At 40.1% G+C, this 26,840-nt stretch carries 25 protein-coding genes, 2 tRNA genes and 1 other RNA gene; 16 read left to right on the top strand and 12 right to left on the bottom strand.

From position 1 onward, the window contains the following. Positions 1-985, bottom strand: a 985-nt coding sequence (locus FTT92_RS01550) for an MBL fold metallo-hydrolase (protein WP_218951540.1), incomplete at its 3' end; no start/stop codon positions are given. Positions 986-1,246: 261 nt separating this feature from the next. On the opposite strand from FTT92_RS01550, the gene FTT92_RS01545 reads away from it, so the two are divergent. Continuing rightward, complete coding sequence (locus tag FTT92_RS01545) at positions 1,247-1,621, top strand: diacylglycerol kinase (protein ID WP_180171242.1); 375 nt, start codon at positions 1,247-1,249, stop codon at positions 1,619-1,621. Between the two features lie 139 nt (positions 1,622-1,760). Here the strand turns inward: FTT92_RS01545 and FTT92_RS01540 are convergent, their stop codons facing one another. Further along, positions 1,761-3,365 carry an isocitrate lyase gene (locus FTT92_RS01540; RefSeq protein WP_078192152.1) on the bottom strand — a complete coding sequence of 535 codons (1,605 nt, stop codon included), beginning with the start codon at positions 3,363-3,365 and terminating at the stop codon, positions 1,761-1,763. A gap of 683 nt (positions 3,366-4,048) precedes the next feature. Between FTT92_RS01540 and FTT92_RS01535 the strand changes: the two genes are divergently transcribed. The 4 genes from FTT92_RS01535 to FTT92_RS01520 all read left to right on the top strand — a co-directional run bounded on the left by FTT92_RS01535 (position 4,049) and on the right by FTT92_RS01520 (position 8,439). After that, a complete protein-coding gene (locus FTT92_RS01535; protein WP_078191331.1) occupies positions 4,049-5,041 on the top strand; it encodes a LysR family transcriptional regulator in 993 nt (330 codons plus the stop codon). Positions 5,042-5,170: 129 nt separating this feature from the next. Then, the gene (locus tag FTT92_RS01530; RefSeq protein ID WP_078192153.1) at positions 5,171-6,499 is read left to right on the top strand and encodes a hemolysin family protein; all 1,329 of its coding nucleotides are present in this window, start codon (positions 5,171-5,173) and stop codon (positions 6,497-6,499) included. Positions 6,500-6,553: 54 nt separating this feature from the next. Further along, complete coding sequence (locus FTT92_RS01525; protein ID WP_180171241.1) at positions 6,554-6,832, top strand: hypothetical protein; 279 nt, start codon at positions 6,554-6,556, stop codon at positions 6,830-6,832. Positions 6,833-7,098: 266 nt separating this feature from the next. After that, entirely contained in the window at positions 7,099-8,439 is a 1,341-nt protein-coding gene (locus FTT92_RS01520; RefSeq protein ID WP_180171240.1) for a CitMHS family transporter, read from the top strand. A 97-nt stretch (positions 8,440-8,536) separates the two neighbouring features. Here FTT92_RS01520 and FTT92_RS01515 read toward each other — a convergent pair whose 3' ends face one another. Further along, positions 8,537-9,043: a hypothetical protein gene (locus FTT92_RS01515; protein WP_078191335.1), complete on the bottom strand. Its 507-nt coding sequence runs from the start codon at positions 9,041-9,043 to the stop codon at positions 8,537-8,539. Positions 9,044-9,239: 196 nt separating this feature from the next. On the opposite strand from FTT92_RS01515, the gene FTT92_RS01510 reads away from it, so the two are divergent. The 3 genes from FTT92_RS01510 to FTT92_RS01500 all read left to right on the top strand — a co-directional run bounded on the left by FTT92_RS01510 (position 9,240) and on the right by FTT92_RS01500 (position 10,986). After that, positions 9,240-9,974, top strand: a complete 735-nt coding sequence (locus FTT92_RS01510) for a hypothetical protein (protein WP_180171239.1) — start codon at positions 9,240-9,242, stop codon at positions 9,972-9,974. 169 nt (positions 9,975-10,143) lie between these two features. Continuing rightward, positions 10,144-10,229, top strand: a tRNA-Leu gene (locus FTT92_RS01505). A gap of 88 nt (positions 10,230-10,317) precedes the next feature. Beyond that, positions 10,318-10,986, top strand: coding sequence for a hypothetical protein (locus FTT92_RS01500; protein WP_180171238.1), 669 nt, complete (start codon positions 10,318-10,320; stop codon positions 10,984-10,986). Between the two features lie 60 nt (positions 10,987-11,046). Here FTT92_RS01500 and FTT92_RS01495 read toward each other — a convergent pair whose 3' ends face one another. The 4 genes from FTT92_RS01495 to rlmE all read right to left on the bottom strand — a co-directional run bounded on the left by FTT92_RS01495 (position 11,047) and on the right by rlmE (position 15,101). Further along, positions 11,047-11,361, bottom strand: a complete 315-nt coding sequence (locus tag FTT92_RS01495) for a DUF5713 family protein (protein ID WP_078191338.1) — start codon at positions 11,359-11,361, stop codon at positions 11,047-11,049. An 87-nt stretch (positions 11,362-11,448) separates the two neighbouring features. Further along, entirely contained in the window at positions 11,449-12,303 is an 855-nt protein-coding gene (gene folP / locus FTT92_RS01490) for a dihydropteroate synthase (RefSeq protein ID WP_078192158.1), read from the bottom strand. Between the two features lie 112 nt (positions 12,304-12,415). Further along, positions 12,416-14,314 carry an ATP-dependent zinc metalloprotease FtsH gene (gene ftsH, locus FTT92_RS01485; protein ID WP_078191443.1) on the bottom strand — a complete coding sequence of 633 codons (1,899 nt, stop codon included), beginning with the start codon at positions 14,312-14,314 and terminating at the stop codon, positions 12,416-12,418. A gap of 136 nt (positions 14,315-14,450) precedes the next feature. After that, positions 14,451-15,101 carry a 23S rRNA (uridine(2552)-2'-O)-methyltransferase RlmE gene (gene rlmE / locus FTT92_RS01480; RefSeq protein ID WP_078192159.1) on the bottom strand — a complete coding sequence of 217 codons (651 nt, stop codon included), beginning with the start codon at positions 15,099-15,101 and terminating at the stop codon, positions 14,451-14,453. A gap of 195 nt (positions 15,102-15,296) precedes the next feature. Between rlmE and FTT92_RS01475 the strand changes: the two genes are divergently transcribed. Continuing rightward, positions 15,297-15,620 carry a YhbY family RNA-binding protein gene (locus FTT92_RS01475; RefSeq protein WP_078191340.1) on the top strand — a complete coding sequence of 108 codons (324 nt, stop codon included), beginning with the start codon at positions 15,297-15,299 and terminating at the stop codon, positions 15,618-15,620. A 6-nt stretch (positions 15,621-15,626) separates the two neighbouring features. Next, entirely contained in the window at positions 15,627-16,166 is a 540-nt protein-coding gene (locus FTT92_RS01470) for a DOMON-like domain-containing protein (protein ID WP_180005425.1), read from the top strand. A 234-nt stretch (positions 16,167-16,400) separates the two neighbouring features. Here FTT92_RS01470 and FTT92_RS01465 read toward each other — a convergent pair whose 3' ends face one another. Next, a complete protein-coding gene (locus FTT92_RS01465) occupies positions 16,401-16,886 on the bottom strand; it encodes a hypothetical protein (RefSeq protein ID WP_180023242.1) in 486 nt (161 codons plus the stop codon). 309 nt (positions 16,887-17,195) lie between these two features. Between FTT92_RS01465 and carA the strand changes: the two genes are divergently transcribed. The 3 genes from carA (at position 17,196) to greA (ending at position 22,166) form a co-directional block, all read left to right on the top strand. Beyond that, complete coding sequence (gene carA / locus FTT92_RS01460) at positions 17,196-18,338, top strand: glutamine-hydrolyzing carbamoyl-phosphate synthase small subunit (protein ID WP_180171237.1); 1,143 nt, start codon at positions 17,196-17,198, stop codon at positions 18,336-18,338. A gap of 13 nt (positions 18,339-18,351) precedes the next feature. Further along, positions 18,352-21,582 carry a carbamoyl-phosphate synthase large subunit gene (gene carB / locus FTT92_RS01455; RefSeq protein ID WP_078192163.1) on the top strand — a complete coding sequence of 1,077 codons (3,231 nt, stop codon included), beginning with the start codon at positions 18,352-18,354 and terminating at the stop codon, positions 21,580-21,582. 107 nt (positions 21,583-21,689) lie between these two features. Then, positions 21,690-22,166: a transcription elongation factor GreA gene (gene greA / locus FTT92_RS01450; protein WP_078192164.1), complete on the top strand. Its 477-nt coding sequence runs from the start codon at positions 21,690-21,692 to the stop codon at positions 22,164-22,166. A 79-nt stretch (positions 22,167-22,245) separates the two neighbouring features. Here the strand turns inward: greA and FTT92_RS01445 are convergent, their stop codons facing one another. After that, a complete protein-coding gene (locus tag FTT92_RS01445; RefSeq protein WP_078192165.1) occupies positions 22,246-22,833 on the bottom strand; it encodes a TetR/AcrR family transcriptional regulator in 588 nt (195 codons plus the stop codon). A 141-nt stretch (positions 22,834-22,974) separates the two neighbouring features. On the opposite strand from FTT92_RS01445, the gene FTT92_RS01440 reads away from it, so the two are divergent. Then, on the top strand, positions 22,975-23,379 hold the full coding sequence (locus tag FTT92_RS01440) for a RidA family protein (protein WP_078192166.1): 405 nt from the start codon (positions 22,975-22,977) through the stop codon (positions 23,377-23,379). A gap of 101 nt (positions 23,380-23,480) precedes the next feature. Continuing rightward, positions 23,481-24,098: a CatB-related O-acetyltransferase gene (locus tag FTT92_RS01435; RefSeq protein ID WP_078192167.1), complete on the top strand. Its 618-nt coding sequence runs from the start codon at positions 23,481-23,483 to the stop codon at positions 24,096-24,098. Here FTT92_RS01435 and FTT92_RS01430 read toward each other — a convergent pair. Next, a complete protein-coding gene (locus tag FTT92_RS01430) occupies positions 24,082-25,494 on the bottom strand; it encodes a P-loop NTPase fold protein (protein WP_180083786.1) in 1,413 nt (470 codons plus the stop codon). The two genes, FTT92_RS01435 and FTT92_RS01430, sit on opposite strands and share 17 nt — an antisense overlap. A gap of 163 nt (positions 25,495-25,657) precedes the next feature. On the opposite strand from FTT92_RS01430, the gene FTT92_RS01425 reads away from it, so the two are divergent. Further along, on the top strand, positions 25,658-26,236 hold the full coding sequence (locus FTT92_RS01425; RefSeq protein WP_180171236.1) for a hypothetical protein: 579 nt from the start codon (positions 25,658-25,660) through the stop codon (positions 26,234-26,236). Between the two features lie 68 nt (positions 26,237-26,304). On the opposite strand, the gene FTT92_RS01420 is transcribed toward FTT92_RS01425, so the two are convergent. Together FTT92_RS01420 and rnpB are read right to left on the bottom strand one after the other, a co-directional pair. Continuing rightward, a tRNA-Met gene (locus FTT92_RS01420) sits at positions 26,305-26,381 on the bottom strand. 73 nt (positions 26,382-26,454) lie between these two features. Next, an RNA gene (rnpB, locus tag FTT92_RS01415) (RNase P RNA component class A) lies at positions 26,455-26,834 on the bottom strand. Positions 26,835-26,840: the final 6 nt, after the last annotated feature.

Genomic DNA, 26,840 nt, shown 5'->3' with positions numbered 1-26,840 from the left:
CTGTCGGAGCTAAATTTAGCGGGTTCCAACGGAACTGACCATCATTCATTTCACTAATTTTACCAATACCCGGAAATGGTAAATGTGCAAATGCAACGAAGGTTTGCTCTTGAGCAAAACGTTTAAAAATTGCTAAACGAGTTTCACTGGCTTTGACCGGATCGACATCAAAATCAACAGATAACTTGGGTTGTTCAAACTGTAAATGATACGAATGAACCACATCCCCGAGGATAGCAAAACTTTTAGCTTGCGACTTTAAGATAAAAGAATAATGCCCTGGTGTATGCCCAACACTCGGTAGTACTTCTAAGCCATTAATCACCGAACCAACGCTAAAGGTCTTAAAACTTCGCATAGTTTGATAAGGCGCAATCGCAGCTTTAATTTTTGCAACGGTCGCTAAATAACCTTCACGTTTTTCAGCAGCCAAAGTGTCGACGGTATTTTCACTTAACCAATACTGACTTTCTTGCTCATTGACGTAGACCGTTGCATTTGGAAACACGGCCTTGCCTTGTTTCGCAATGCCACATGCATGATCTGGATGTAAATGGGTTAAGAAAACACTGCGTACACGATTAAGCTTATAGCCGGCCGCTTCAATATTTTGTGCAATAGAACCTAAGTTTGGTCCAAAACAACTGGCTGCACCACTATCAACAAGACTGATGCCGCCTTGTCCATCATCAATCAGATAGGCATTGACACTGGTTTGTATGCCTTTGCTCTGATCAACCGCAAGCTTTTGGAATAAAGCACTGACTTCTTCTGGAGTTAAATTTTGTTTAAACAAATCAGGACTTAATTCGAGTGTCCCATCTTTTAAAGCAATGACTTTATATGCACCCACTTGGAAAGGATAAAATCCCATGGGCTGTGTCACATTCGTTTTGATTTCCGTTTGAATAACTGCCGGCTCTGCACTGACAAACTGGCTGGTTAAAAGTGTTGCTGCAAGCACAGCAAAACTAAAATTTTTCATTGTTGACCTATATCACTTTTATTATTTCATGCAATGAAGCAAAGGCTTCAAAATTAAAAATTTTAAACGCCTTTATTGTGCCTGAAATTCAGGCAAATTTTAAGTCTCATACTGGATAAACATAGCACTAACTTGATACAGGCACATGTAAATCATCCTAAACTTTTAAGCCTAATAAAATAAAAGCTGAATGCAAGAAAACTTTAAGCTTGGCATGCTATATTTTCGCCAGTTTTTAAATCTATACGTCTGTACAGTACTATGAGTGAAATTTCCCCGTTTAAAGGTAAATCTGGACTTAAACGAATTTTTAATGCAACGCAATATTCCCTCGACGGATTCAAAGCTGCTTATCAAAATGAAGCTGCATTTCGACAAATTGTCTGGATGAATATTGTGCTTATTCCCACCAGTTGCTTACTCGATGTGAGTCGTGTTGAACATGTCCTTATGGTAGTGGTGTGTTTATTTGCCTTAATTGTTGAGTTATTCAATTCTGCTATTGAAGCCGTGGTCGACCGGGTATCTTTAGACAAGCATCCACTTTCTAAAATTGCCAAAGATATGGGAAGTGCAGCTCAATTTGTCGCTTTAGCAATTATTTTTTTTACTTGGTCAATTATCCTTTTGCCTTAAATAAAGGGGGTCTCATTATATTTGCAGGGTTATGCCCTGCTTTTTTATATCGACACACTTCAATAAATGGATTTAAGAAGATTTTAAAGCCATAAAAAAACCCAGCTTTCGCTGGGCTTTTTTCGAATCAGTTCAATGCTTAGTGAGCAGCGAATTGGTTCATTGTGTTTTTCGCATCGTCACCCGCTTTAAGCGCGTTGTCACCAGCGAAGATTTCTTTGTGGTCGTCACCGATGTCTGAACCAGCCATTGCTTGGTGTTTCACACATGCAATACCACCGCGGATTTCTTTACGTTGTACGCCAGCAACATAAGCCAACATACCTTCAGAACCGAAGTAACCTTGAGCAAGTTCATGTGTAGAAAGCGCAGCTGTGTGGTAAGTCGGAAGTGTAATTAAGTGATGGAACACACCCGCTTCACGAGAAGCATCTGCTTGGAATGTACGAACTTTTTCGTCAGCTTCAGCAGCTAATTCAGAGTTATCGTACTCAGCGCTCATTAATTTAGCGCGGTCGTATGCAGATACGTCTTTACCTTCAGCAACCCAACGATCGTACGCTTGTTGACGGAAGTTTAATGTCCAGTTGAATGATGGAGAGTTGTTATAAACAAGTTTCGCATTTGGAACAACTTCACGTACACGGTTAACCATGTGAGCAATTTCTTCAACGTTTGGAGTCGCAGTTTCGATCCAAAGAAGGTCAGCACCATTTTGAAGGCTAGATACACAGTCAAGTACAACGCGGTCGATTTGCGTGTCTGGACGGAACTGGTACAAGCCAGAAGCAAGACGTTTTGGACGGTGAAGTTTACCGTTACGCTTGATTAGGATTTCGTCTTCTTGAGCTTCTGAAATGTCAATTTCAGTTGTGTCTAAGTAGCTGATGTATTGAGAAGCGATGTCGCCTGGCTCTTTAACCACTGGGATTTTTTGAGTCAAGTCAGCGCCTTCAGAGTCAGTACGAGCAACGATGATACCGTCATCAAGACCCATTTCTAAGAATGCATAGCGAAGAGCGTGGATTTTCGCGATGAAGTCTTCGTGTGGAACTGTAACTTTACCAGCTTGGTGACCACATTGTTTAGCGTCAGATACTTGGTTTTCGATTTGTAGTGCACAAGCACCCGCTTCGATCATTTTCTTAGCTAGTAAGTAAGTCGCTTCTTCGTTACCGAAACCAGCGTCGATGTCCGCAATAATTGGCACAACGTGAGTTTGGAAGTTGTCGATTTGAGCAGTGATTTCTGCAGCTTTAGCAGTATCACCTGCTTCGTTTGCTTTTTTAAGCGCACGGAATAAGTCGTTTAATTCTTTCGCATCAGCTTGGCGAAGGAAAGTGTAGATTTCTTCGATCAATGCAGGAACTGAAGTTTTTTCGTGCATAGATTGGTCAGGAAGTGGACCAAATTCTGAACGAAGAGCTGCAACCATCCAACCAGAAAGGTAGATATAACGACGTTCAGTTGTACCGAAGTATTTTTTGTTCGCAATCATTTTTTGTTGTGCGATAAAACCGTGCCAGCAACCTAATGATTGAGTGTATTTGCTAGAATCAGCATCATAAGCAGCCATATCACGACGCATAATTGCAGCTGTATATTTCGCAATGTCTAAACCAGTTTTGAAACGGTTTTGCATTTGCATACGTGCAGCATCTTCTGGGCTAATATCGCGCCAAGTGCTTCCGAATTTTGCTTTTAATTCACGGATTGCATCAATCGCTGTTAAGTATGTAGACATGATATGTTCCTGTAATAATATTAGGATTTTTCTGCAACGTAAGGCTAAAATCATACCCTCGAATGATTGTTCAGATTTAGAACACTTCGTTGCGATAGACACAGAGTAGATTGACTAAAAAAATTAATCCAATATTCTGCATTAATTTTCAGTATTTATTTAAAAAATATGTAGATTAAAGTCGTATTATAATAATTAACCAATATTTGCAAGCATTTGTATTTAAATACTTTTATTAATATATTTTGCTAATTTTTTTGTCTATTTTTCAAACATTTTGATGAATTATTCTTCATTAGACTTAAGTCGACTGAGCATTCACTTTTAAAAAAAACAGCATTTTTTACGCCATTTTTGCCCAAACTTACCAAACTAAATGCATGGTTATTCCGTCCTCAAATGATCATGTAAATGAGATATTTCATCTAATTTTTTTGTTTTATGAACATCGCATCACATAAACAAAATTGCTCCGTATTTTTATTATATTTATTTAAAAATATCGTTCTAAACGGGTAATAAGTGTTTAAGAAATATGTGCTGTCGCTTCAGCAAATTTGTCTTAAAACTGCCGAATTTTAGTACAATAGTACACGTCATTTTTTCATCCATTTTTTACACAAGCCTTAGTAGTTATGGCATAATCAGATAAATTTCATGATTTTATTGTCGGTATTTATTTTATGAATCTGGAGCGGGTCGATCTCAATCTATTAATTTATCTTGATGTACTTCTTCGTGAAAAAAATGTGACTCGTGCTGCCGAGCAACTGGGTGTAACTCAGCCCGCGATGAGTAATATTTTACGTCGTCTACGCAACTTATTTAATGATCCACTTCTTATTCGTTCTTCAGAAGGTATGACACCTACAGAACGTGCGCTTGAATTACAGCCACGTATCCGTGATGCACTTTCTGACCTTTCGATGATTTTGGAACCCCGTACCGAGTTCCGCCCTTACACCTCAAATCGTGTCTTCCGCATCATGACTTCAGATTATGCTGAAGCAACACTGGTGCCGCGCCTAGTAAAAGCTTTGCGCTCAGAAGCACCCAATGTGGTTCTCGATTTTTTAACGCCTAGTGATGTGTCTTATCGAGATATGGAACAAGGTAAAGTCGACTTGGCGATTAACCGCTTTAATGAAATTCCGCAAAGTTTCCACCAAGTTTTGGTCTGGCGTGACAGTTTTTCATGCCTTTTAAATGCCAAGCATCCTGCTGCAAATAATTTAAACCTGAAAAGCTATCTGGATGCACAACACATTTGGGTGTCTAAAACAGGTATGGGTGTCGGTTTTGGTGTCAACCCAGAAAAACAAGCGGGTCTAGGTTGGATTGATCAAGCCTTAGAACGTATTGGCCAAAAACGTAAAATTTCAGTTTTCACCCGTCATTATCAAATGCCGGGCTTATTGGCATCGAATGTTGACTTGGTTGCAACTCTGCCAAGCCGCATTGCTCGACTTCAAGCCAAAAGTCAAAACCTGTTACTTCGTGATCCACCATTCTATATTCCTGAATTTGAATTAAAAATGGCTTGGTGTCCATTACTTCATCATCACCCCGCTCATCGCTGGTTACGTCAACTTATCTTGTATGTTGCACGTCAAATGATTGAAGAAGAAAACCGCGAATACTTAATGAATAACTCTCAGTTTTCACAGTATCAGTAATTAATTCTTTAATTCCTTATTAATTCAAACGTATACTGTCACTATATAGGTAGTAGTTAAGACTACTACCTTGCCCATTTTTGTGTTAGAAATACAGAAAAATAGAATGAATCACAAACAGGTGTATTCGTGAGCCTTTTCCAAAATATTGTCATTATTATTCTCCTGATCGTCGGTGCGGGTTTTCTTTCACTAACAGAAATTGCCCTTGCGGGTGCACGAAAAGTAAAACTTAAAATTTTGGCTGAATCTGGAGATTCACGTGCACAACGTGTGCTTGACTTACAAGCCAACTCAGCAGACTTTTTCGCCGCATCACAAATTGGCTTAAATGCCGTGGCAATTCTTGGCGGTATTTTGGGTGAAGGTGCTTTTCGTCCTTATTTCATTAGCTTAGTCACTCGTTTTTATCAGGGCCCGTGGACTGAAACTATCGGTTTCACCCTGTCGTTTACTTTAGTCACCTCCTTATTCATTCTATTTGCTGATCTGATGCCAAAACGTTTGGCGATGATCGCACCTGAAAAAATTGCCGTTGCTGTTGTTGACCCGATTCAAATCTTTATTAAAGTGTGTAAGCCAATGGCGTGGGTGATTAATGCCATTGCCAATTTGTTGTTTCGTTTATTTAAAGTGAATACAACACGTGATGACAATATTACCTTTGACGATATTTCAGCCGTGATGGATGCCGGTGCTCAAGCTGGTGTACTACAAAAGCAAGAACACCACTTTATTGAAAACGTATTTGAGCTGGAAGAACGTAACGTCCCTTCAAGTATGACTACACGTGAAAACGTGGTGTACTTTACCCTAAAAGAATCAGAAGCCAGTATTCGTCAAAAACTCGCTGAATTTCCATATTCGAAGTTTTTGGTCTGTAGTGAAAATATTGATGACGTGATTGGCTATGTGGATGCCAAAGATATTTTGGTTCGTATCCTCAACAATCAGTCACTTCTACAGCTCAATGAAAATACTATTCGTAATGTCCTCACGATTCCAGATACATTAACACTGTCTGAATTACTCGATCGCTTTCGTTCAACCAAAGAAAAATTTGCCGTAGTAATTAACGAATACGCGTTGGTTGTCGGCGTTATTACCCTCTCCGACATTATGATTACCGTGATGGGCGACTGGGTAACACCGATTGAAGCAGAACAACAAATTATTAAACGTGATGCAGATTCTTGGCTTATCGATGGCAGTACACCAATTGAAGATTTAAAGCATGCCCTCGCTTTAGATGAAATGCCCGATGAAGAAAACTATGAAACCCTTGCGGGCTTTATGATGTTTAAACTACGTAAAATTCCACGTCCAGCGGACTTTGTTACTTATCATGGCTACAAATTTGAAGTTGTGGATGTAGACCACTTTAAAATTGACCAATTATTAGTGACCCGCTTACAACAGGCTGAAACTGAACTTGATACACCAGAAGAATCGGATTAATTCGATTCTTCTTTTTTCTAAAACAATAAAATATAAATACGATGGAATACGAAGATGTCTTTTTCACTTAAAGCGATTTTGACTTGCTTTAGTTTTTATACTGGGGCTTATCTGATCTATTATTTTTTCAAAGCTCATCCACAACCTTTATTTCTATTGCTCGGTGTTGCACTGATCGTCACTGCTTGGTTTTTAACGCCTTATCCTTATGAACGCGGTCGACAACAATATGACGAAATCATGCGTTTTGGTCTGTTCTTTTATAATCCCTTAATTTTTTGGTTCCGATTTTTTAGTTGGCCGATTCGGACCCTACTGTCTATTTTTGCTTAAGCGCACTTATTGTGATCAAACTGGATCTACACGCACTTACAGTTCTCTACAGATGTTGAATATATGTAAACAGACCATTTTTTTTGAATAAAAATTAAAATAAATCAAAAAATCCCGCTTCCCTAATACCTTCATTATTAATGACTATTTTTCATCAAAATAGTGATGTATTTCACATTTTCTCACCTTTGTTTTGACTGATGAAATTTCTCTTTATGCTCTGCCCCTGGATTTAAAAACAGCTTTATATTTCAAAGGAATGAACCATGTTAACCGTACTCGGTTTGGGCATGATCTTGTGCTTTATGTATTTGATCATGTCGAAACGCTTAAGCCCACTTGTCGCACTGACTTTAATTCCCCTACTTTTTGCCTTGATTGCGTGGTTACTTGGTTTTTATTTTGACAGCTTGTCACACATACAAATAAATGAAATTGGCGACATGATGATTGAAGGTGTAAAAAAACTTGCACCGACTGGCATCATGCTGCTTTTTGCGATTCTGTATTTTGCCATCATGATTGATACAGGTTTGTTCGACCCTTCGGTGAAATTTATTTTAAAAATGGTCAAAGGTGATCCCTTAAAAGTTGTCCTTGGAACCATTACCCTGACGTTAATTGTCTCTTTGGATGGAGATGGTTCTACAACCTATATGATCTGTGTTGCGGCCATGCTGCCACTCTATAAGCGCTTAGGTATGAGCCCATTGATTATGGCATGTTTGATTATGCTCTCTAGCGGCATTATGAATCTTACACCTTGGGGTGGGCCTACTGCCCGCGCCGCCAGCGCGCTTCATGTCGACCCAAGTGATGTATTTGTTCCGATGGTTTTACCGATGTTATTTGCCATCGGCTGGTTGTACTTCTTAGGAACGATGTATGGTCGAATGGAAAGAAAGCGTCTGGGAATTGTCCAATTGGATATCAGTCATGGTGAAAACATTCAAATCTCAGATAATCCAGAAGCCAACCGCGCAGATCTACGTTGGTTCAATGCACTGTTAACCGTCATTTTGATGATTTGTCTGGTTTTCAGTATTTTACCTATGCCTATTTTATTCATGGTGGCTTTGTGTATTGCGCTAGTCGTCAACTACAAAAATGTCGACTTGCAAAAAAAGTTAATCGCACATCATGCAGGTAGTGCTTTAAACGTGGTCGGTATTATTTTTGCTGCAGGTATTTTTACCGGTATTTTAGCTGGAACAGGTATGGTAGAAGCCATGTCCAAAGAACTTGTGGCAATTATCCCTGAAAGTATGGGCCCCTATTTAGCACCGATCACCGCTGTCATCAGTATGCCGATGACTTTCTTTATGTCGAATGATGCTTTCTATTTTGGGGTTTTGCCGATTCTTTCCGATGCTGCCGCTCATTATGGAATTGCACCTGTAGAAATGGCACGTGCCTCCATCGTAGGGCAACCTGTACACCTACTCTCTCCGCTTGTTCCTTCGACCTATTTACTCTGTGGACTTGCAGGTATCGAGTTTGGACAACATCAGAAATTTACCATTATCTGGGCTGTAATCACGTGTTTTGTCATGTTAGCAGCGGGTCTAATCTTTGGAATGTTTCCGTTTTATTCGAGCTTAACTTAAAAAGTTAAAGATAAAAAAAGCACCTGATGGTGCTTTTTTTATGCTTAACATTACTGAACTAGCCAGTGTTTTACACTCACAGGTTCATTTGTAGTGATTAATGCTTTGAAATTAATGCTTCTAGAACAGCTTCATAATGAATACGAATGTCATCTTCTAAAATTTTATAGACATTGTCGAATTGCACCATTGGCCAGCCTTCTTTCCAAAATGGGAAAATATTATGCAGGTCATGAGTCACCGTTGCGTCTTCACGTACAATTGCTTGTGCAACTTGTGACAATACTTGTGCAGTTTCAGCACCATCAATCGCTAAATAATCGATACCACGAACTTTCAAAATACGGATACGGTCTTTCTTATAGCGAATTTTTTTACTTTGGCCTTCATTTAAGCCTAAAGCCAAAGTCACAGCTTCAACAAATTTATCTTCAAATGCTTGATTTAATTTCACCAAAGCTTGTTTATGAGCCTCTTGACGACCAGCTTTCCCCCCACTACGAATCACTTCATTTGCTTCAGTATTTAAAACATCTGATTTCATCGACTGAAGAATGTCTAGAATTTCGATATCGCTTAATGTTTCAGGAGAATGATCAGTCATAAACTGCCTATAAAAACTTAATATTCAATAAGTATGTATTTTCGCATAAAAGCAGCGTGAAAACTGCGACCTTCGCTATAGAAATTGCGTTTTCTCTTATAATGTTCAGATATACAACATGATTTAGAAAAAAAATTCTGTCAAAAATATCGAAATCAACTATATTACTTTCACGCTTTAATATTAACGTCACAATATGGCTCAAAAGAAACAGGCTGCGCTTTACCTTCAACAACTGAAACAGCAATATCCAGCAGCCTTTAAACATAATTATTTATTTTATAGCCAACTGAAAACTCAAGGCATTTTAGACGAACTCAAAGAACTTATTCCTTGGGTTTTGGCGGCGATGATTTTTATTTCTTTGAGCATGAGTATTGGTCATGCAGTGCAACTGTATTTTCCTGATATGAGTGAGTTTCGAGCTCATGGTATTGCTGTACTGAGTATTATGCTGTTTTTCATGCTGGTTGTGCCCTTAGTCATCAAGCAAATCAAACACAGTTCAATGTCCCTGTATCAAAGTTTGAAGAATACGCCGTTCAGACTTGCGATCGTGATTTTATTACAATTACTCAATATCGCCTTTTTACAAAGCACCTTCGTTCAATCTGTATTGTTCTTTTTCGCCATGAGTTTCGGCTTTGTGCGTTTTTATAAAGAAAATCTATTCAAAGGTGGAAGTAACACGCAAGAATACTATTTTCTGCAAGAGACACGTCGTATTGCTTATTGGTCGTATAAACAAATGCTTAAAGCAAAATTACGTTTAACACTCAGCAATCCAAATCAAGCAAATCATAAACAGTTATCTGAGCGCTTTACACAGTTCCAAAATTTGCACATACAAATGCTACATCAGGAAAATCAGCTATGTAAAAAGCTAAAGCACCAAAATGTTGAACATTATCTTGATGAGTTAATGAAATAAGTTGACTTTGGTGTAGTGAAAAAAACTTTAATTCACTGCTCAAAATGTCATTCAATACATCAATATTTTTGAATATTTTCAACTTATATGCATGAATTGATTGATTTTAAAACAAACACCATCAAATACACTTGCCAAGGTCCATTTCGTCCTCTATTATTGCGCACATGCCCGAGTGGTGAAATCGGTAGACACAGGGGATTTAAAATCCCCCGCCCACAAAGCGTGCCAGTTCGAGTCTGGCCTCGGGCACCATTCTTATACTTTTAAGATTGGTGCAATAAAAGATCCAGCAATTTGCTGGTTTTTTTATGCCTAAAATTTATAAATCTATTATTATTCAATGCCAATATCTTCAGATTTTGATCTCCCTACACTACAACTCAAGCATCCCGATGCCTTTTATCAACGGCTGCTGTTTGCGCATTTCAAAATTATCAATCTAACGCCCACTGCACCCGTTTTAATCTTTAGCTTTTGCCTGATACTTTTTATCTCACTTGGCAGCGCCGCACTTGGGCATATACTTTCAACGGCACTTTCAATTCACGCCCCCAAAATGGCGTTCAATCTTGGTGTATTGATTATTCTTCCTTTGATCTATTGCTATGTTTGGTATGCACATTATCAAGCACGTTTTAGCAGTAAGTTTGCAGTTCAACGTCTGCAAATACAGCTGTATCTCCTTGGGGGATTCACACTTATCCTCGCTACTAACTTTAAATATCTACAAACAGATGTATTAAACCTCATCAGTCTCTGTGGACTTTTTTTCAGTCTTTTTTTATGTGTATTTACTGAATTGTTTTATAAACGTGATAGCAGTGCCATTGAACGAGTAAAACTACAAAAGCTTCGCCAACTGGCATTTTGGTCTTATCAACAATCCTTAAAACAAAAAGAGCATCAAACGTATTTCTACGCCCTACACTTACAAGCCATGCAAGAAGAACAGAAACTATCAGCATCGATCAAATCATCGTTTAAAGATTTTATAGACAAAGCTAAATAATTTTTTAAATCCCTAGACACAAAAAAGCCCTGTCACTACAGGGCTTTTTTTAAAGTTCAATTACCATTCTCGGTTAGCAACTAACTCTTCCATTTCAATATCCATATGGCCTTCGTCTTGCAGCACCATCATCATGGCTTCTGCAATATAATCTGCAGCCGTATCATCCAAAGACGAATCTAAATCTTCAAATTGAGGTTTCATCTTATTGAGCTGTGCTACCGTTTCATTGGCAAAATGGTAGATATCAGTTGAACTTAGATCTGCTTTTGCGATTTTCTTCGCAAATTGAACAACCAATAACTTCACCTCTGCAACCAACACATCTGGGTAATATTCATCATCAAACATGGGTAGCAGTAAATCTGCAAACATACGAAACTCTATCACAAAACATTCAGGGCGCTTATATAACACAAATACTACAATTCACCAAATTTATTGGGATTCAGTATTTTCAAATCACACTGCATTCTGCATGGCTTGCCAAACACGAATCGCATTTACCGTCGCTTTGACATCATGTGCGCGAACCATACATGCACCTTGTTGAATGCTGAGTAAATGCGCTGCAACCGAGCCTACAGCGCGATTTTGTGCATCTGCACCGCCAAGTGCTTCACCGATAAAACGCTTACGTGATAATGCAGACAGGATCGGATAGCCCATGTTATTCAATTGATAGAATTGCTGTAAAAGCTTTAAGTTTTGCTGCGCATTTTTAGCAAAACCAAAACCCGGATCAATCATAATATTTTCTGCACGGACGCCTGCGTCCAATGCATCTTGCACACGTTGCTTTAATTCATCGATGACGTCAGCAACGACATCTTGATACTGATCTAGATTATTCATCGTGGTGGGTTCTCCACGCATATGCATAATGATCACTGGAATATCCAGTTTTGCAGCGGTTTCTAAGGCATTCGGCCGAGTTAATGCACGTACATCATTCCAGATATGCGCACCTGCTTGAACCGCTGCCTCAATCACCTCAGGTTGCGAGGTATCGATAGAAATCACCACATTGTGTTTGGATAAGGCTTCAACGACGGGTACGACTCTTCGAATTTCTTCTTCAACCTCAACAACAGATGCACCCGGACGTGTTGACTCACCACCGACATCAATCACTGTCGCGCCATCCACTATCATTTGTAAGGCATGTGCTATAGCTTGGTCTTTACCATTATGTTTGCCACCATCACTAAAAGAGTCCGGTGTGACATTTAAAATCCCCATCACATGTGGCTCTGACAAATCTAATTGCAAATTACCACAGTTTAAAATTTTATTAGGCAAAGACACCAACTTCATAGTACACATCCCAGATTTTGCTGCGCTTATTTTAACGCTAAGTTTGCTCAGCATTGCGCTCACATGCATTTATTTTCATATAAAAAAACCACCCGAAGGTGGTTTTAAAATTTTATGCTTTTGGCAATGACGGTAATGGTGGTGGAACATCTGGACCATCCGTTGGTGTAACATCAATCACTGGATTTTCAGCGATGTACACTTTTGGTGGTTGAGGTTCACGACCTTCCATAATGTCACGGATTTGATCACGATCAATGGTTTCCCATTCAAGCAATGCTTTCACCATGGCATGTGCGATATCTTTGTTATTTTCAAGAATATCGCGTGCAACTTTATATTGTTCATCTAAAATGCGGCGAACTTCACGGTCAACTTCAAGCTGCGTTGCTTCAGAAATCACACGACTTCCTAAACCACCCATGAATGACTGCTGTGAATCATCTTCATAAACCATGACGCCCATTTTATCGGACATACCGTATTTAGTAACCATTGCTCGTGCCATTTTCGTTGCACGTTCAAAGTCATTTGAAGCACCAGTCGACATTTGGTTAATGAAGACTTCTTCTGCAATACGACCACCAAACAAAATTGAAAGTTCATTCAACATTTTGTCTTTGTAATGGCTGGTTTGGTCATGTTCAGGCAACTGCCAAGTCACACCCAATGCCCAACCACGCGGCATGATTGTCACTTTATGCACAGGGTCTGTACCCGGCAATATTTCAGCAACAATTGCATGACCTGCTTCATGATAAGCCGTCGCACGACGTTCTTCTTCACGAATCACCATCGATTTACGTTCAGGACCCATGTAAAGCTTATCTTTCGCATCTTCAAAGTCATGCATATCGACTGTATTCTTGTTACGACGTGCAGCAAACAGTGCCGCTTCGTTTACAAGGTTAGCCAACTGAGCACCCGAGAAGCCCGGTGTACCACGTGCTAAGACTTTGACATCTACACCAGTCACAGAAGGTAATTTTTTCAAATGTACATTCAGGATTTGCTCACGACCTTTAATATCAGGTAGAGACACCATCACTTGACGGTCAAAACGACCCGGACGAAGTAAAGCTTTATCCAATACGTCAGCACGGTTTGTTGCAGCAATGACGATAATACCTTCGTTGCCTTCAAAGCCATCCATTTCAACCAACATTTGGTTTAATGTTTGCTCACGCTCATCATTACCACCACCTGTACCTGAACCACGGTGACGACCAACGGCATCGATCTCATCGATGAAAATGATACATGGTGCATGACGCTTTGCTTGTTCAAACATGTCACGGACACGAGACGCACCCACACCCACGAACATTTCAACAAAGTCAGAACCCGAAATACTAAAGAACGGTACTTTCGCTTCACCCGCAATCGCTTTAGCAAGTAAAGTTTTACCTGTACCCGGAGGACCAACCATAAGCACACCTTTCGGAATGCTTGCACCAAGTCGTTTGAACTTAGATGGATCTTTTAGGAAGTCAACGATTTCAACAACTTCTTGTTTAGCTTCATCACAGCCCGCAACATCAGTAAATGTCACTTTGATTTGGTCTTCAGAAAGCATTTTTGCTTTTGACTTACCAAAACTCATTGGGCCATTCTTACCACCAGCTCCACCACCCATGTTGCGCATAAAGAACATGAATAACAGAATGATTAAAAGAACAGGGAAACTTGCAATCAGAAGTTGCATCAAAATACTTTGACGCTGTGGCGCTGTACCTTCAACAACAACATTGTTCTTGATTAGGTTCGGCATAAGTTCAGGATCTTGAACCGCAGGACGGATACTTTCAAACTCAGAACCGTTTGATTTTTCGCCACGAATTCTTTCGCCATCAATGGTGACTTGTTTAATCTGACCCGCATTTACGGCTGCCACGAACTCAGAATAGTTCATCGCGGTCGGTTGATTGCGGTCACTGACGTTGCTGAAGATTAAAACCAGCACGCCTAGGATAACCAGCCACAACACGGCATTCTTAAAAAGATCGCTCAAAGCTTTATTCCCATTTCTATCTAATTCGTTCAATCCCATTTACATGGGTGACTCTAATACTTACGCTGCAGAGTAGCTTCGCAATAATTTAAAAACGTACAAAATGCACAATTTTTAACGAGTTGGCAAGTAAACTTTACTTGAAAGCTTTCTTACGTCCCTGCCCGATTAAAAACACTTCTTTAGATCGAGCACGTGAAGCCGCCGGTTTTGCTGTTTTCAGCACATCAAATGTGTCTACAACTTGCTTACGGTATTCATCAAATCCAACACCTTGGAACACTTTAACAACAAATTGTCCATTTGGTCCAAGAACCTTTTGAGCAAAGTCGATTGCTAATTCACAAAGATAGATCTGACGCGGTTGATCTACAGCCTTATTACCTGATGTATTGGGGGCCATATCTGAAATTACAACGTCTACAGTACGTCCATCTAAAATTTTTAACAATTCATCGAACACTTCTTGTTCACGAAAGTCACCTTGCAAGAAGGTCACATCGGGTAAAGCATCCATGGGTAAAATATCTGAAGCAATCACCAAACCTTTGTCGCCAACAAGTTTACCGGCAATTTGCGACCAACTACCTGGTGCAGCACCTAAGTCGACAACGGTCATGCCAGGCTTGATCAATTTGTATTTTTCTTGAATTTCAAGCAATTTATAAGCGGCACGCGCACGATATCCTTCCTTTTGTGCTTTTTTCACAAAGGGGTCATCAAGATGCTCACGCATCCAGTCACGACTACTTTTGGATAATTTCTGGTTAGTAATGCGTGTAGCCATAACTCTCTAAATAAAAAAAACTTCTCAGTCTTGATTGTACGTGAAATTCTGCACTTTTGCAGTAGACATGTGTATCTAAAAAGCAGCTTAAATCATGTTTTTTTCAATAATCTTCATCGAGAAAATGCCGATTAAATACAGCGCTTCAACTTTGATTTTGCTATACTAGGTCGTTTTTAAAATTAGGTTATATTTATGGCGGCTTTATCTATTCAAGAACGTAAACGCTTACGTCAAATTGGTCACACCCTAAACCCAGTTGTAATGGTTGCGGACAAAGGCTTATCAGAAAGCGTTGTTGAAGAATTAAACCGTGCGTTAAACGACCATGAGTTAATTAAAGTGAAAGTTGTGGCAGAAGACCGTGAAGCTCGTGCTGCAATGATTACTGAAATTGCGACTGTTTCAGGTTCTGAAGTTGTTCAAACGATTGGTAAGATTGCTTTGATTTACCGCAAAGCGGCAAAACAAAATGCAAAACTGTCTAACCTTGTTCGCTACGCACACCTGTCTAACTAATCATTTATGGCAAGTTTCGAACTCAGCGCTTTTGATCGTCGCTTTCAGGCTGTATCAGTCGTTGGTGCTATCGAACAACAAAGCCCATATACTTTAAATGTGGGTTATTGGATTCGAGACCCAAACCAACTGATTCAATGGCCAGAATTGGTATCAGCTCACCCACGAATCGATTTTTTGTGGGAACAGACCTGCTTAGAAGTTTTTATTGGTGTACACAATGAAGACTTTTATCGTGAAATCAACCTCTCCCCTTCACAAGCTTGGCAGGCTTACCAGTTTGAAGAATATCGCTATCCAGAAGATATGCCGCCACAAGCTGCTTACGATATTGAACTGAATCAGTTGAAACGGACGCACTATGGCTTAAATGTCAGTCTTGATCTAACAGAATTTATGCTGAAGTACAAACTTAAATGGGAAGATCTCTATATTGGTCTAACTGCAGTACTGAAAACCTCTCAAGGTGAACAGTACTATGCCATGCAGCATAGTAGTCCAAATGCTGACTTTCACAACAAACGTGATTGGCTACATCAGTTCTAAATTTTTAATGTTTTGATCTTCGATAAAAAGCAAAAGTACGATCTTTTGTTTTTTTATTGCCTGTCTATTTTTAAATAACTGCTTTGGACTTAAATGTACCATTCACAATAAGGGAGCCATTAATGACTCCCTTATGCATAGTGCTAACTTGATGTTTAATTCGCTCTCACCCAATCCAGCTCCTTGGAATGACTAGATTTAACTTAAGCGTTTTAAAATTCATGTCATTCACAATTAACTTTTAAGATCTGTGGTTTGATCCGTAACATCAGCTTTCAGTGGTGAAACTTTTTTCCACGCTTCTAAAGTATGTTCCTTAGAACGCTTAAATGTTTCTGTTAGATGATCTTTGTGTTTTCCTGAAATTTGGGTCACATCTTCTTTCAGCTCTTTTCCAAGTTTTGAAAGATCATCAATAACCGTATTAAACTCAGTTTTCACAAATTCTTTGAGTTCACTAAAATCTTTTTGCGATGAACCAAATTGAACTTTTAGCTGATCAAGTTTATTCAACACATCTTGCTTCAACTGACGCAATTGATCTTGCACACTAGCATTCAACTGCTTTGCCTCTGCTCCGATCTTTTCTTTGCTTTCAGTGACCGCTTCTGTGGCTTGGACACTCGCTTCTTTTGCAACTTGTTCAAGCTTTTCAGCACCTTCGATAACGACTTCTTTCAGGGAGGATTTAGCCGCTGTTTGTTTTTGTTGTGTTGCCATGACTTTGTACCTATAGTTTTTGCTGACCGAACCACAATAGCGCTTATTGATAAATTTTAATTTATGATTTGTCTGACAATAATTAATTGCTTACATTTTTCTACGATTTTGCAAAACCAAACTTTATTCTAAAATGCAAGCGCTTTATCTGCTTTATTCCTAATATTTACAATGGACTTCCAGTGGCTTTCTGCGTATAATGCCGTGTTAAGTTCAAGCGAGCAGATGTAAGGAGGGTAGGTTTTTAAGCAGCCTTCCTTTTTTTTCGTCTTCTCGCTTTTTTACAGCCTAAATTTCAGGAGCTTTGGTTTGAGCACCCCAGCAATTTTAGCCCTTGCCGATGGTACTATTTTTAAAGGTACTTCAATTGGCGCATCGGGTAGTACGACTGGTGAAGTCGTTTTCAACACTGCCATGACTGGCTATCAAGAAATTTTGACTGACCCAAGTTATGCACAACAACTTGTGACCCTAACTTACCCACATATCGGTAACACAGGTTGTAATGATGAAGACGCTGAGTCAGGTCGAATTCATAAAGTATGGGCCAACGGATTGATCATTCGTGACCTACCTTTATTGCATAGCAACTTCCGTGCTGAGCAATCACTAAGTGATTACCTTAAACAACACAATGTTGTTGCTATCGCAGATATTGATACTCGTAAATTAACGCGTATTCTGCGATCAAAAGGTGCGCAAAACGGTTGTATCCTTGCTGGTGAAAACGCGACTGAAGAAGAAGCGTTAGCTAAAGCACGTGCTTTTGGTGGTCTTAATGGTTTAGACCTTGCAAAAGAATGCTGTGATCCGACCGGTTTCGAGTGGACTGAAGGCTCTTGGGCGCTTGGTAAAGGTTTCGCTCAACCAGAACTTAAATTCCATGTTGTTGCATACGATTACGGTGTCAAAACCAACATCTTACGTATGCTCGCAGACCGCGGTTGTAAATTGACTGTCGTGCCTGCGCAAACTCCTGCTGCTGATGTACTTGCTCTTAATCCAGATGGCGTGTTCTTATCGAACGGTCCCGGCGATCCAGCAGCATGTGATTATGCAATTGAAGCTGTAAAAACAATTGTAGAAGACGCACGTTATGTACCTGTATTCGGTATTTGCTTAGGTCACCAAATTCTTGCACTTGCATCAGGTGCAAAAACTGTGAAAATGCCTCACGGTCACCACGGTGCTAACCATCCTGTACAAAACTTAGAAAATGGTACAGTGATGATTACTTCTCAAAACCACGGCTTCGCAGTGGATGCAGAAACTCTTCCTGCAAACTTGAAAGCAACGCACAAATCGCTGTTCGACCAAACCCTTCAAGGGATTCATCGTACAGACAAACCTGCGTTCAGTTTCCAAGGTCACCCAGAAGCAAGCCCTGGTCCACATGACTGCGCACCACTGTTCGATCATTTCATCGAACTTATCGAAGCATCTAAGAAGTAATTAAGGAAGCATCATGGCTAAACGTACAGACATTAAAAGCATCTTAATTATTGGTGCTGGTCCGATTGTGATCGGTCAAGCATGTGAGTTTGACTACTCAGGTGCGCAAGCATGTAAAGCCCTTCGTGAAGAAGGTTACCGAGTTATTCTTGTTAACTCTAACCCTGCAACGATTATGACTGACCCTGCAATGGCAGATGCAACGTATATCGAACCGATTACGTGGCAAACTGTTGCAGCGATCATTGAGAAAGAACGCCCAGATGCAGTTCTTCCAACAATGGGTGGTCAAACTGCATTGAACTGTGCCCTCGCCCTTGATGAGCATGGCATTTTAGAAAAATACAATGTTGAATTGATCGGTGCGACTAAAGAAGCAATTGAAAAAGCCGAAGACCGTAAACTCTTCGACCAAGCAATGCGTAAAATTGGTCTTGAATGTCCAAAAGCTGACATCGCTGAATCAATGGAAGAAGCGTTAGAAATTCAAGCACGCTTCGGTTTCCCTGTGATTATCCGTCCATCATTTACGATGGGTGGTTCAGGCGGTGGTATCGCATACAACAAAGAAGAATTTATCGAGATCTGTGAACGCGGTTTCGACCTTTCTCCTACTCACCAACTTTTAATTGATGAATCATTGATTGGTTGGAAAGAGTACGAAATGGAAGTTGTTCGTGACAAAAACGACAACTGTATCATTGTATGTACCATTGAAAACTTTGACCCAATGGGCGTGCACACAGGTGACTCAATCACTGTTGCCCCTGCACAAACATTAACAGACAAAGAATTCCAACTTTTACGTAATGCCTCTTTAGCAGTACTTCGTGAAATTGGTGTAGAAACGGGTGGTTCGAACGTTCAGTTCGGTATTAACCCGAAAGATGGCCGTATGGTTGTGATCGAGATGAACCCTCGTGTTTCTCGTTCATCTGCTTTGGCATCTAAAGCAACCGGTTTCCCAATTGCAAAAATTGCAGCGAAATTGGCAGTCGGTTATACCCTTGATGAATTGAAAAATGACATCACTGGCGGTACAACTCCTGCATCATTCGAACCTGCGATTGACTATGTTGTGACTAAGATTCCTCGTTTCAACTTCGAGAAATTCCCACAAGCTGATGCAACTTTAACTACACAGATGAAATCTGTGGGTGAAGTCATGGCAATTGGCCGTAACTTCCAAGAGTCAGTACAAAAAGCGCTTCGTGGTCTTGAAGTGGGTGCTGCTGGCTTTGATGAAAAAATCGAAGTGGGTACTGAAGGTGCGAAAGAGAAAATCCTTCAAGAACTTAAAGTGCCTGGTCCTGAGCGTATTTGGTACGTTGGCGATGCATTCCGTCATGGTTTCACGTTAGATGAAGTGTTCGCTGCGACGAATATTGACCGTTGGTTCTTGATCCAAATCGAAGACATCATCAAAACTGAAGAGAAAATCAAATCTTTAGGTTTTGGTGACTTAAACGCTGACAACATCCGTTCGTTCAAACGCAAAGGTTTATCTGACCTTCGTATTGCGAAATTGATGGGTATTTCACAAAAACAATTCCGTAAACACCGTTGGAACTTGGGCGTGACCCCTGTTTACAAACGTGTAGATACATGTGCGGCTGAATTCGAATCTGATACAGCTTACATGTACTCAACTTACGATGAAGAATGTGAAGCGAATCCGTCTACTCGCGACAAGATCATGGTCATCGGTGGCGGTCCTAACCGTATTGGTCAAGGTATCGAATTCGATTACTGCTGTGTACACGCTGCCCTTGCAATGCGTGAAGACGGTTATGAAACTATCATGGTGAACTGTAACCCTGAAACGGTTTCTACGGATTACGACACATCAGATCGTTTGTACTTCGAACCAATCACTTTGGAAGATGTACTTGAAATCGTACGTATCGAGAAGCCTAAAGGCATTATCGTTCAGTACGGCGGTCAAACTCCGCTTAAATTGGCTCGTGCTTTAGAAGAAGCTGGTGCGCCAATTATCGGTACATCACCTGACGCGATTGACCGTGCAGAAGACCGTGAACGTTTCCAACAAATGATTCAACGTCTACAACTTCGTCAACCAAACAACAGCATCGTAAAATCTGCTGAAGAAGGTATGGCTGAAGCGGCAAAAGTTGGCTACCCACTTGTGGTACGTCCATCTTATGTACTTGGTGGTCGTGCGATGGAAATCGTGTACAACGACGAAGAATTGAAACGTTACTTACGTGATGCGGTTCAAGCATCTAACGAAGCGCCAGTACTTCTTGACCACTTCCTAGATGATGCAATCGAAGTTGACGTAGACTGCGTATCTGACGGTAAAGACGTTGTGATCGGCGGTATCATGCAGCACATCGAACAAGCTGGTATTCACTCAGGTGACTCAGCATGTTCTATTCCTCCTTACTCTTTATCTAAAGAAGTTCAGGACGAAATGCGCCGTCAAACCATCGCTATGGCGAAAGAGCTTGGCGTAATTGGTTTAATGAACGTTCAGTTTGCTGTTAAAGGCACTGACGTATACATTCTAGAAGTGAACCCACGTGCATCACGTACTGTTCCATTCGTATCTAAGTGCATTGGTGAATCTTTAGCGAAAGTTGCTGCGCGTTGTATGGCTGGTCAATCTTTAGAATCTCAAGGATTCACTACAGAGATTATTCCTGAACACTTCTCTGTAAAAGAAGCAGTGTTCCCATTCAACAAATTCCCTGGTGTTGACCCAATTCTTGGCCCTGAGATGAAATCTACAGGCGAAGTGATGGGTGTAGGTAAAACATTTGGTGAAGCGTTCTATAAAGCTGTGTTAGGCTCTAATGACCGTTTACCAGGCCTACCAACGGAAGGCGAAGTTAAACATGCATTCTTATCTGTTCGTCATTCTGACAAGCCTCGTGCTGTTGGTATTGCGAAACAGTTAACAGATCTTGGCTTCAAAGTCATCGCTACTGGCGGTACTTATGATGTGATTAAAGATGCTGGTATTGAATGTGAACGTGTGAACAAAGTGACTGAAGGCCGTCCTAATATCGTAGACCGCTTGAAAAATGGCGAAGTTCACCTCATTATCAATACAACTGAAGGCAAACAGGCTCAAGAAGATTCATTCTCGATCCGTCGCTCTGCATTACAAGGTAAAGTGTATTACACAACTACCCTTAACGGTGCTGATGCAGTATGCCAAGCTTTAGCAATCAAATTGCCAATGGATGTATACCGCTTACAAGACCTTACTAAAGGTTAATTAAGTTACCGAGAAGTCCCGCCACCTCTCGGTGGCGGGCTTTTTTTCATTTCTAGGTCAGTAAAAATTTTACTGATTTTTTCTTTTTACAAACATGAGGGACAACAATGCAACGTTATCCTATGACTCCCGAAGGCAAAATTGCCTTAGAGAAAGAATTACAGCAACTTAAAAGTGTTGATCGTCCACGTATTACTGCAGCAATTGCTGAAGCGCGTGAACATGGGGATTTGAAAGAAAACGCTGAATACCACGCTGCTCGTGAGCAACAAGGTTTCTGTGAAGGCCGTATCCAAGATATCGAAGGTAAATTGGGTGCTTGCCAAGTGATTGATGTTAAATCACTTGAGCAAAATGGCCGTGTGGTTTTCGGTGTGACTGTGACCATTGAAAACTTAGATACTGAAGAACAAAAGACTTATAAAATCGTTGGTGATGACGAAGCAGATTTTAAAATCAACAAAATCTCTGTGAATTCACCAATTGCGCGTGGTCTTTTGGGTAAAAACGAAGGCGACGATGTAAAAATCAACACACCACAAGGTGAAGTTGAGTATGAAATTTCTAAAGTTGAATATCTTTAATTCATTAAGATAAGCAATTTTAAGCCCCTCTTTTGAGGGGTTTTTTATATTCAGACAATTGATTATCAACAACCCCACTCTATCCTTCTTTTAACAATCCTGACGCAAAGACTTGAAAGGCATGTAATGCTTCTGGGAGTGCCTGTTCAGGATGCTCACTGGAGGCGACCCAAAGTGCGGCATTCATGGCAGCGCCATTTAAAAACACGGCAGCCGCTTCAGGATCTACTGCTTTAATTCGATCTACTGCCAATAACTGTTGTACGCACTCACGGGTAGACTGCAAACATTTGTTTTGACTGGGCCAATGTGCAGGATCTCCCAATACAGCTGGCCCATCACGCAGTACAATACGCTGAAATTCAGGATTCAAAGCATTTTCAATATAGGCTTGCCCTTCAAGCATCAGCCCTTCCCAAAGATCTTCAGGCTGCTCCAGATGCTGCTGGGCAGATGAAGCCATTTCTGAATCAATTTGATCGACCACAGCAGCAAATAAGCCCCGTTTGTCGCCAAAATGATGGTACAGCGCGCCACGGGTCAGCCCCGCGTCTGCCGTGAGTTTATCCATGGACGTGTCTGCATAACCATACTCAGCAAATGCACGACGTGCTACTTCAATCAGTTTCTTGCGGGTTGCCGCCATTTTTTGTTCACGAACAGACATTGCTTTGCTTACCTCATCCTTACCAAAATTTTAATTGACATACGGCCCGTATGTCAATTATGTTTACATACGAAGCGTATGTGAAAACTTATGCCGTTTTTAAAAATATTTTTTTAAATTTAACATTAAGCGAGAATGGTCATGACAAGAACTGCAATATTTCCCCAAGATCGGCATGCTTTGTATGAACAGCATGGTTACTCGGCTGCCATCAAATCGGAAGATTTACTCTTTGTATCAGGTCAGGTTGGTAGCCGTGAGGATGGTTCTCCTGAACCTGATTTTGAGAAACAGGTAGAACGGGCTTTTGAAAACCTGGCTGCAACATTGGCAGCTGCTGGTTGTACTTTTGATGATATCGTTGATGTCACCACCTTTCATACTGATCCTGAACAGCAATTTGAAAGCATTATGAAAGTCAAAAATCAGGTATTTACCCAAAAGCCTTATCCGAACTGGACAGCGATTGGTGTGAATTGGCTGGCGGGTTTTGATTTTGAAATTAAGGTCATTGCCCGTATTCCTCAACAATCTAAAACCACCTAAAAACTTAGTTTTGCCATCAGTTCATTTGTGGAATTGGATTGTTCACCAGCGTAAAGATCTATTCGGTATAATGGCACATTCCCTATTTTTGTATCCCAGTTATGTCTGAAAAATTGATTAATTCACCTGTCAATCATTGGTGTGAATTTGAGTTCATCTCTAAAACAGTGAAGAACCCAAATATTCACATCAAAGGTAATTATTCATATTATTCTGCATATTGGGATCAGGGTTTTGAGCGCTGTGTGGTGCGTTATCTGCATGATAAACCTGCAACAACTGAGAAGCCGATAGACCAACTACATATCGGTAATTTTGTCTGTTTTGGCGCAGAATGCGTGATTATGATGGGCGGTAACCAACTCCACCGCACAGACTGGATTTCAGCCTTTCCATTTGATACACGGAGTTTTGTCCCTGCGGGTGACACAATCATTGGTGATGGCTGCTGGATCGGCTCACGTGCCATGATTATGCAAGGCGTGACACTGGGTGAAGGTGCTGTCGTTGCTACAGGTGCTGTGGTGACTAAAGATGTGCCACCTTATGCAGTAGTAGGCGGAGTCCCTGCTAAAATTATTAAATATCGCTTTCCTGAAGAAGATATCAAAAAACTACTTTCCCTCAAGCTCTATGACTTAGATGAAAAGCAGTTTTTAAAGATGCGGGAAAAATTGCAGACGGATGATGTTGATACATTAATCAAATATCTAGATTAAATCCCGATTCAACATAGTTTTTCCAATCAATTATAAAATCATCGGAGTGTTTTAATTTCTGGATAGCAAAGGGAGTATAAGTTTCCAGCATATACAATTCTTTGGCATCTTGTTGTCCCACTGATACATATTTTTCATTCAATGTTACTTGTTTATTATATAAATTTCCTATATGAAATTCATCAATGAAATATTCAGTTCGTAGTTTACTGATAATAATATTTCCAAGAAATTTACTGTCACTAAAAGACAAATTAAATTTTTCAACTAACTTACTTAAAACTAAACGAAATATTTTCAAATCTTTTGAAAATTCCACACCAAATACAAACGCAATTAATATTAGGTTTTTTCTAAAATCATTAGTTTTCAAAATAGCATATTGATTAATTTTTCTTTTTAATTCACGTGAGTTGAAGTTTTTATAATTTTGTAATGCTAATACCCAAAAAAAGAATTCATTTAAAGCTTCTTTATGCTCCATCTCACCAATTCTATAAAGTTCTTCCTTCAATACATTTTCATAGTTAATATAAGGTTCCAAATTTGGAAATTTAATTGTTAAATCTATAAATTTTTCAAAATAATCAGCTGTTATCTCTGCTTCATAACCATAAAAATTCTGAACTGACTGTGATAATTGTGGCTTATTCATCACCAAAACAAAAACAATTTTAGGAATATCAAAGAAATGTTTAACCCTTTCAATTAATCGTATCGCAAAATCAGGACGACAACGATCCAACTCATCAATAATAAAAACTAAGGGATTTTCTAAACTTGCAGCTAACTCAGTTAATGTACTTTTAAAAGCCTGCAAAGATTGTTTTTCCTCTTCATAGCTATCAATCTTAGCTTGAATTGCTTCTGTAACTTTTTCTCCAATATTTTCAGTCACTTTATCAATTGCATCATCAAGTTTATCTGTGATTTGCTCACTATCAATTTTAATAAGTGGAATAATCCCACCCGTTAATGCACAGCTAATCATTGAAGCAATAAGTGTTGGAGCTAGAGTTAAAAGTCCTTGCTGCATAACTGCCGTTGCTTTCTTAAATTTATGCACTAAGGGCTTATTTTCGGCTGTTTTATCTAACTTTGAAGCAATTTCAGATGCAATTACCAAAAAAGGATCATCCAAATAATCATTAGCAAAAGCATCTAGGTAAATCACGTTATGCTGAGAATCATCTAAATGTTTCGCCCAGTGACGAACAAACCACGTTTTGCCTTCACCCCATCGTGCATCCAAAGCAAGAACAGCACCGCAGTTTAAACGATCGACGTAATTTGTAAGTTGCTCCCCTAAACGACGGCGATCCCAAAGATCACCTTCCCATGCAGTTTCAATATTCTCAAAATTATCTTTAGGCCAGTTTAATTGGTTATCTATCATTTCTATTTATATTCATAAAGTTAACTATGTATTGAGTATAGCAGTAGCGCTATAAATTAACATTTAACACATGAGCATCTCGTAACTTGTCATAGCCTTTTCTCCAAATTCATTCTATAAAGAACTCACAAAATAAAAAGATCACTACTTTTCAGGATGAATGATGACGAGAACCACTCAATTCTCAGGCATATTTATACTTTCCCTGCTGGCAGCAGTCGTCGCAACTTTTTGCGATGCGATTCATGTCTATACCCAGACGCTTAGTTATCCCAACCCATTATTTTTCCATCAAGCTTGGTGGGTATTCCCTGGCTTTTTTATTGCCTTTGCTTTCATGGCATTTAGCTATATTCAACTTACACAACGACTTAAACACTATGTAATGACTCAGCTCAGTTGCCATCACGATGGTACAGCTCCATTAGTTGAGGCTTTAGTACTCTTTGCGATTGTCTACATACTCAGTGGTTTTGGTAACTTCCACCCAGAAGCATTGTGTTGGATTTTCTATATTAGCTTTTTTATTCGCTGGTTATTTAGCTATGAGCGTACATGGCTACTGATATTAGCCATTATGCTTGCCATTGGTGGGATGTTCTTTGAAGGACTATTGGCTGAGTTTGCTTTAGTTAAATATCGCTATTCAGAAGTTTTTAATGTGCCGTATTGGCTCGGTGGCGTATATATGCATGGCGCATTTGCCTTACGTGCAGGTATGCGTCGTTTTGTTTATCGTTAATTTTTTAAATTTGGAAAATTGAGACATAAAAAAAAGACCACTCAATCGGAGTGGTCTTTTTTTGAATATGGTGGCTATGACGAGACTTGAACTTGTGACCCCCGCATTATGAGTGCGGTGCTCTAACCAACTGAGCTACATAGCCTTAAACTGTGCGCGCATTATGGAGGGATATTTAAATATCGTCAAGCCCATAATGCGCGTATTTGATCAAAATTTGTTGAAGTGAACCGATAAGCCGGGTTCTGTCGAGGACGATCATTCCTCTAGGCGTACAATCACTCATACGCTCAAGCGACCTACCCGGATCCAGCATGGGCCATGCCTAAAGGATCCCTATTTGGTCTTGCTTCCGGTGGGGTTTACCATGCCGTGAACTGTTACCAGACACGCGGTGCGCTCTTACCGCACCCTTTCACCCTTACCTCCGATTTCGATTGCTCGAAACCATAATGAAGGCGGTCTACTCTCTGCTGCACTTTCCGTCGGCTCACACCGCCCAGGCGTTACCTGGCACCTTGCCCTATGAAGCCCGGACTTTCCTCCCCTGCTTTAGTCACGGAGACCTATACACAGCAGCGATCGTCTGGTTCACTTCGGGGCG

Origin of the sequence: Acinetobacter sp. YH12023 (assembly GCF_013420135.1) — a bacterium.
GTDB lineage: Bacteria > Pseudomonadota > Gammaproteobacteria > Pseudomonadales > Moraxellaceae > Acinetobacter > Acinetobacter amyesii.
Note: the sequence above shows the minus strand (reverse complement) of the source record. Positions and strands in the feature narration are given on the sequence as shown.

Excerpts from the sequence above, each read along its gene's own strand:
- FTT92_RS01545 (WP_180171242.1), top strand. The coding sequence starts at position 1,247 with ATGAGTGAAATTTCCCCGTTTAAAGGTAAATCTGGACTTAAACGAATT.
- FTT92_RS01540 (WP_078192152.1), bottom strand. The coding sequence starts at position 3,365 with ATGTCTACATACTTAACAGCGATTGATGCAATCCGTGAATTAAAAGCA.
- FTT92_RS01535 (WP_078191331.1), top strand. The coding sequence starts at position 4,049 with ATGAATCTGGAGCGGGTCGATCTCAATCTATTAATTTATCTTGATGTA.
- FTT92_RS01525 (WP_180171241.1), top strand. The coding sequence starts at position 6,554 with ATGTCTTTTTCACTTAAAGCGATTTTGACTTGCTTTAGTTTTTATACT.
- FTT92_RS01520 (WP_180171240.1), top strand. The coding sequence starts at position 7,099 with ATGTTAACCGTACTCGGTTTGGGCATGATCTTGTGCTTTATGTATTTG.
- FTT92_RS01515 (WP_078191335.1), bottom strand. The coding sequence starts at position 9,043 with ATGACTGATCATTCTCCTGAAACATTAAGCGATATCGAAATTCTAGAC.
- FTT92_RS01510 (WP_180171239.1), top strand. The coding sequence starts at position 9,240 with ATGGCTCAAAAGAAACAGGCTGCGCTTTACCTTCAACAACTGAAACAG.
- FTT92_RS01500 (WP_180171238.1), top strand. The coding sequence starts at position 10,318 with ATGCCAATATCTTCAGATTTTGATCTCCCTACACTACAACTCAAGCAT.
- FTT92_RS01495 (WP_078191338.1), bottom strand. The coding sequence starts at position 11,361 with ATGTTTGCAGATTTACTGCTACCCATGTTTGATGATGAATATTACCCA.
- folP (WP_078192158.1), bottom strand. The coding sequence starts at position 12,303 with ATGAAGTTGGTGTCTTTGCCTAATAAAATTTTAAACTGTGGTAATTTG.
- rlmE (WP_078192159.1), bottom strand. The coding sequence starts at position 15,101 with ATGGCTACACGCATTACTAACCAGAAATTATCCAAAAGTAGTCGTGAC.
- FTT92_RS01475 (WP_078191340.1), top strand. The coding sequence starts at position 15,297 with ATGGCGGCTTTATCTATTCAAGAACGTAAACGCTTACGTCAAATTGGT.
- FTT92_RS01470 (WP_180005425.1), top strand. The coding sequence starts at position 15,627 with ATGGCAAGTTTCGAACTCAGCGCTTTTGATCGTCGCTTTCAGGCTGTA.
- FTT92_RS01465 (WP_180023242.1), bottom strand. The coding sequence starts at position 16,886 with ATGGCAACACAACAAAAACAAACAGCGGCTAAATCCTCCCTGAAAGAA.
- carB (WP_078192163.1), top strand. The coding sequence starts at position 18,352 with ATGGCTAAACGTACAGACATTAAAAGCATCTTAATTATTGGTGCTGGT.
- greA (WP_078192164.1), top strand. The coding sequence starts at position 21,690 with ATGCAACGTTATCCTATGACTCCCGAAGGCAAAATTGCCTTAGAGAAA.
- FTT92_RS01445 (WP_078192165.1), bottom strand. The coding sequence starts at position 22,833 with ATGTCTGTTCGTGAACAAAAAATGGCGGCAACCCGCAAGAAACTGATT.
- FTT92_RS01440 (WP_078192166.1), top strand. The coding sequence starts at position 22,975 with ATGACAAGAACTGCAATATTTCCCCAAGATCGGCATGCTTTGTATGAA.
- FTT92_RS01435 (WP_078192167.1), top strand. The coding sequence starts at position 23,481 with ATGTCTGAAAAATTGATTAATTCACCTGTCAATCATTGGTGTGAATTT.
- FTT92_RS01430 (WP_180083786.1), bottom strand. The coding sequence starts at position 25,494 with ATGATAGATAACCAATTAAACTGGCCTAAAGATAATTTTGAGAATATT.
- FTT92_RS01425 (WP_180171236.1), top strand. The coding sequence starts at position 25,658 with ATGACGAGAACCACTCAATTCTCAGGCATATTTATACTTTCCCTGCTG.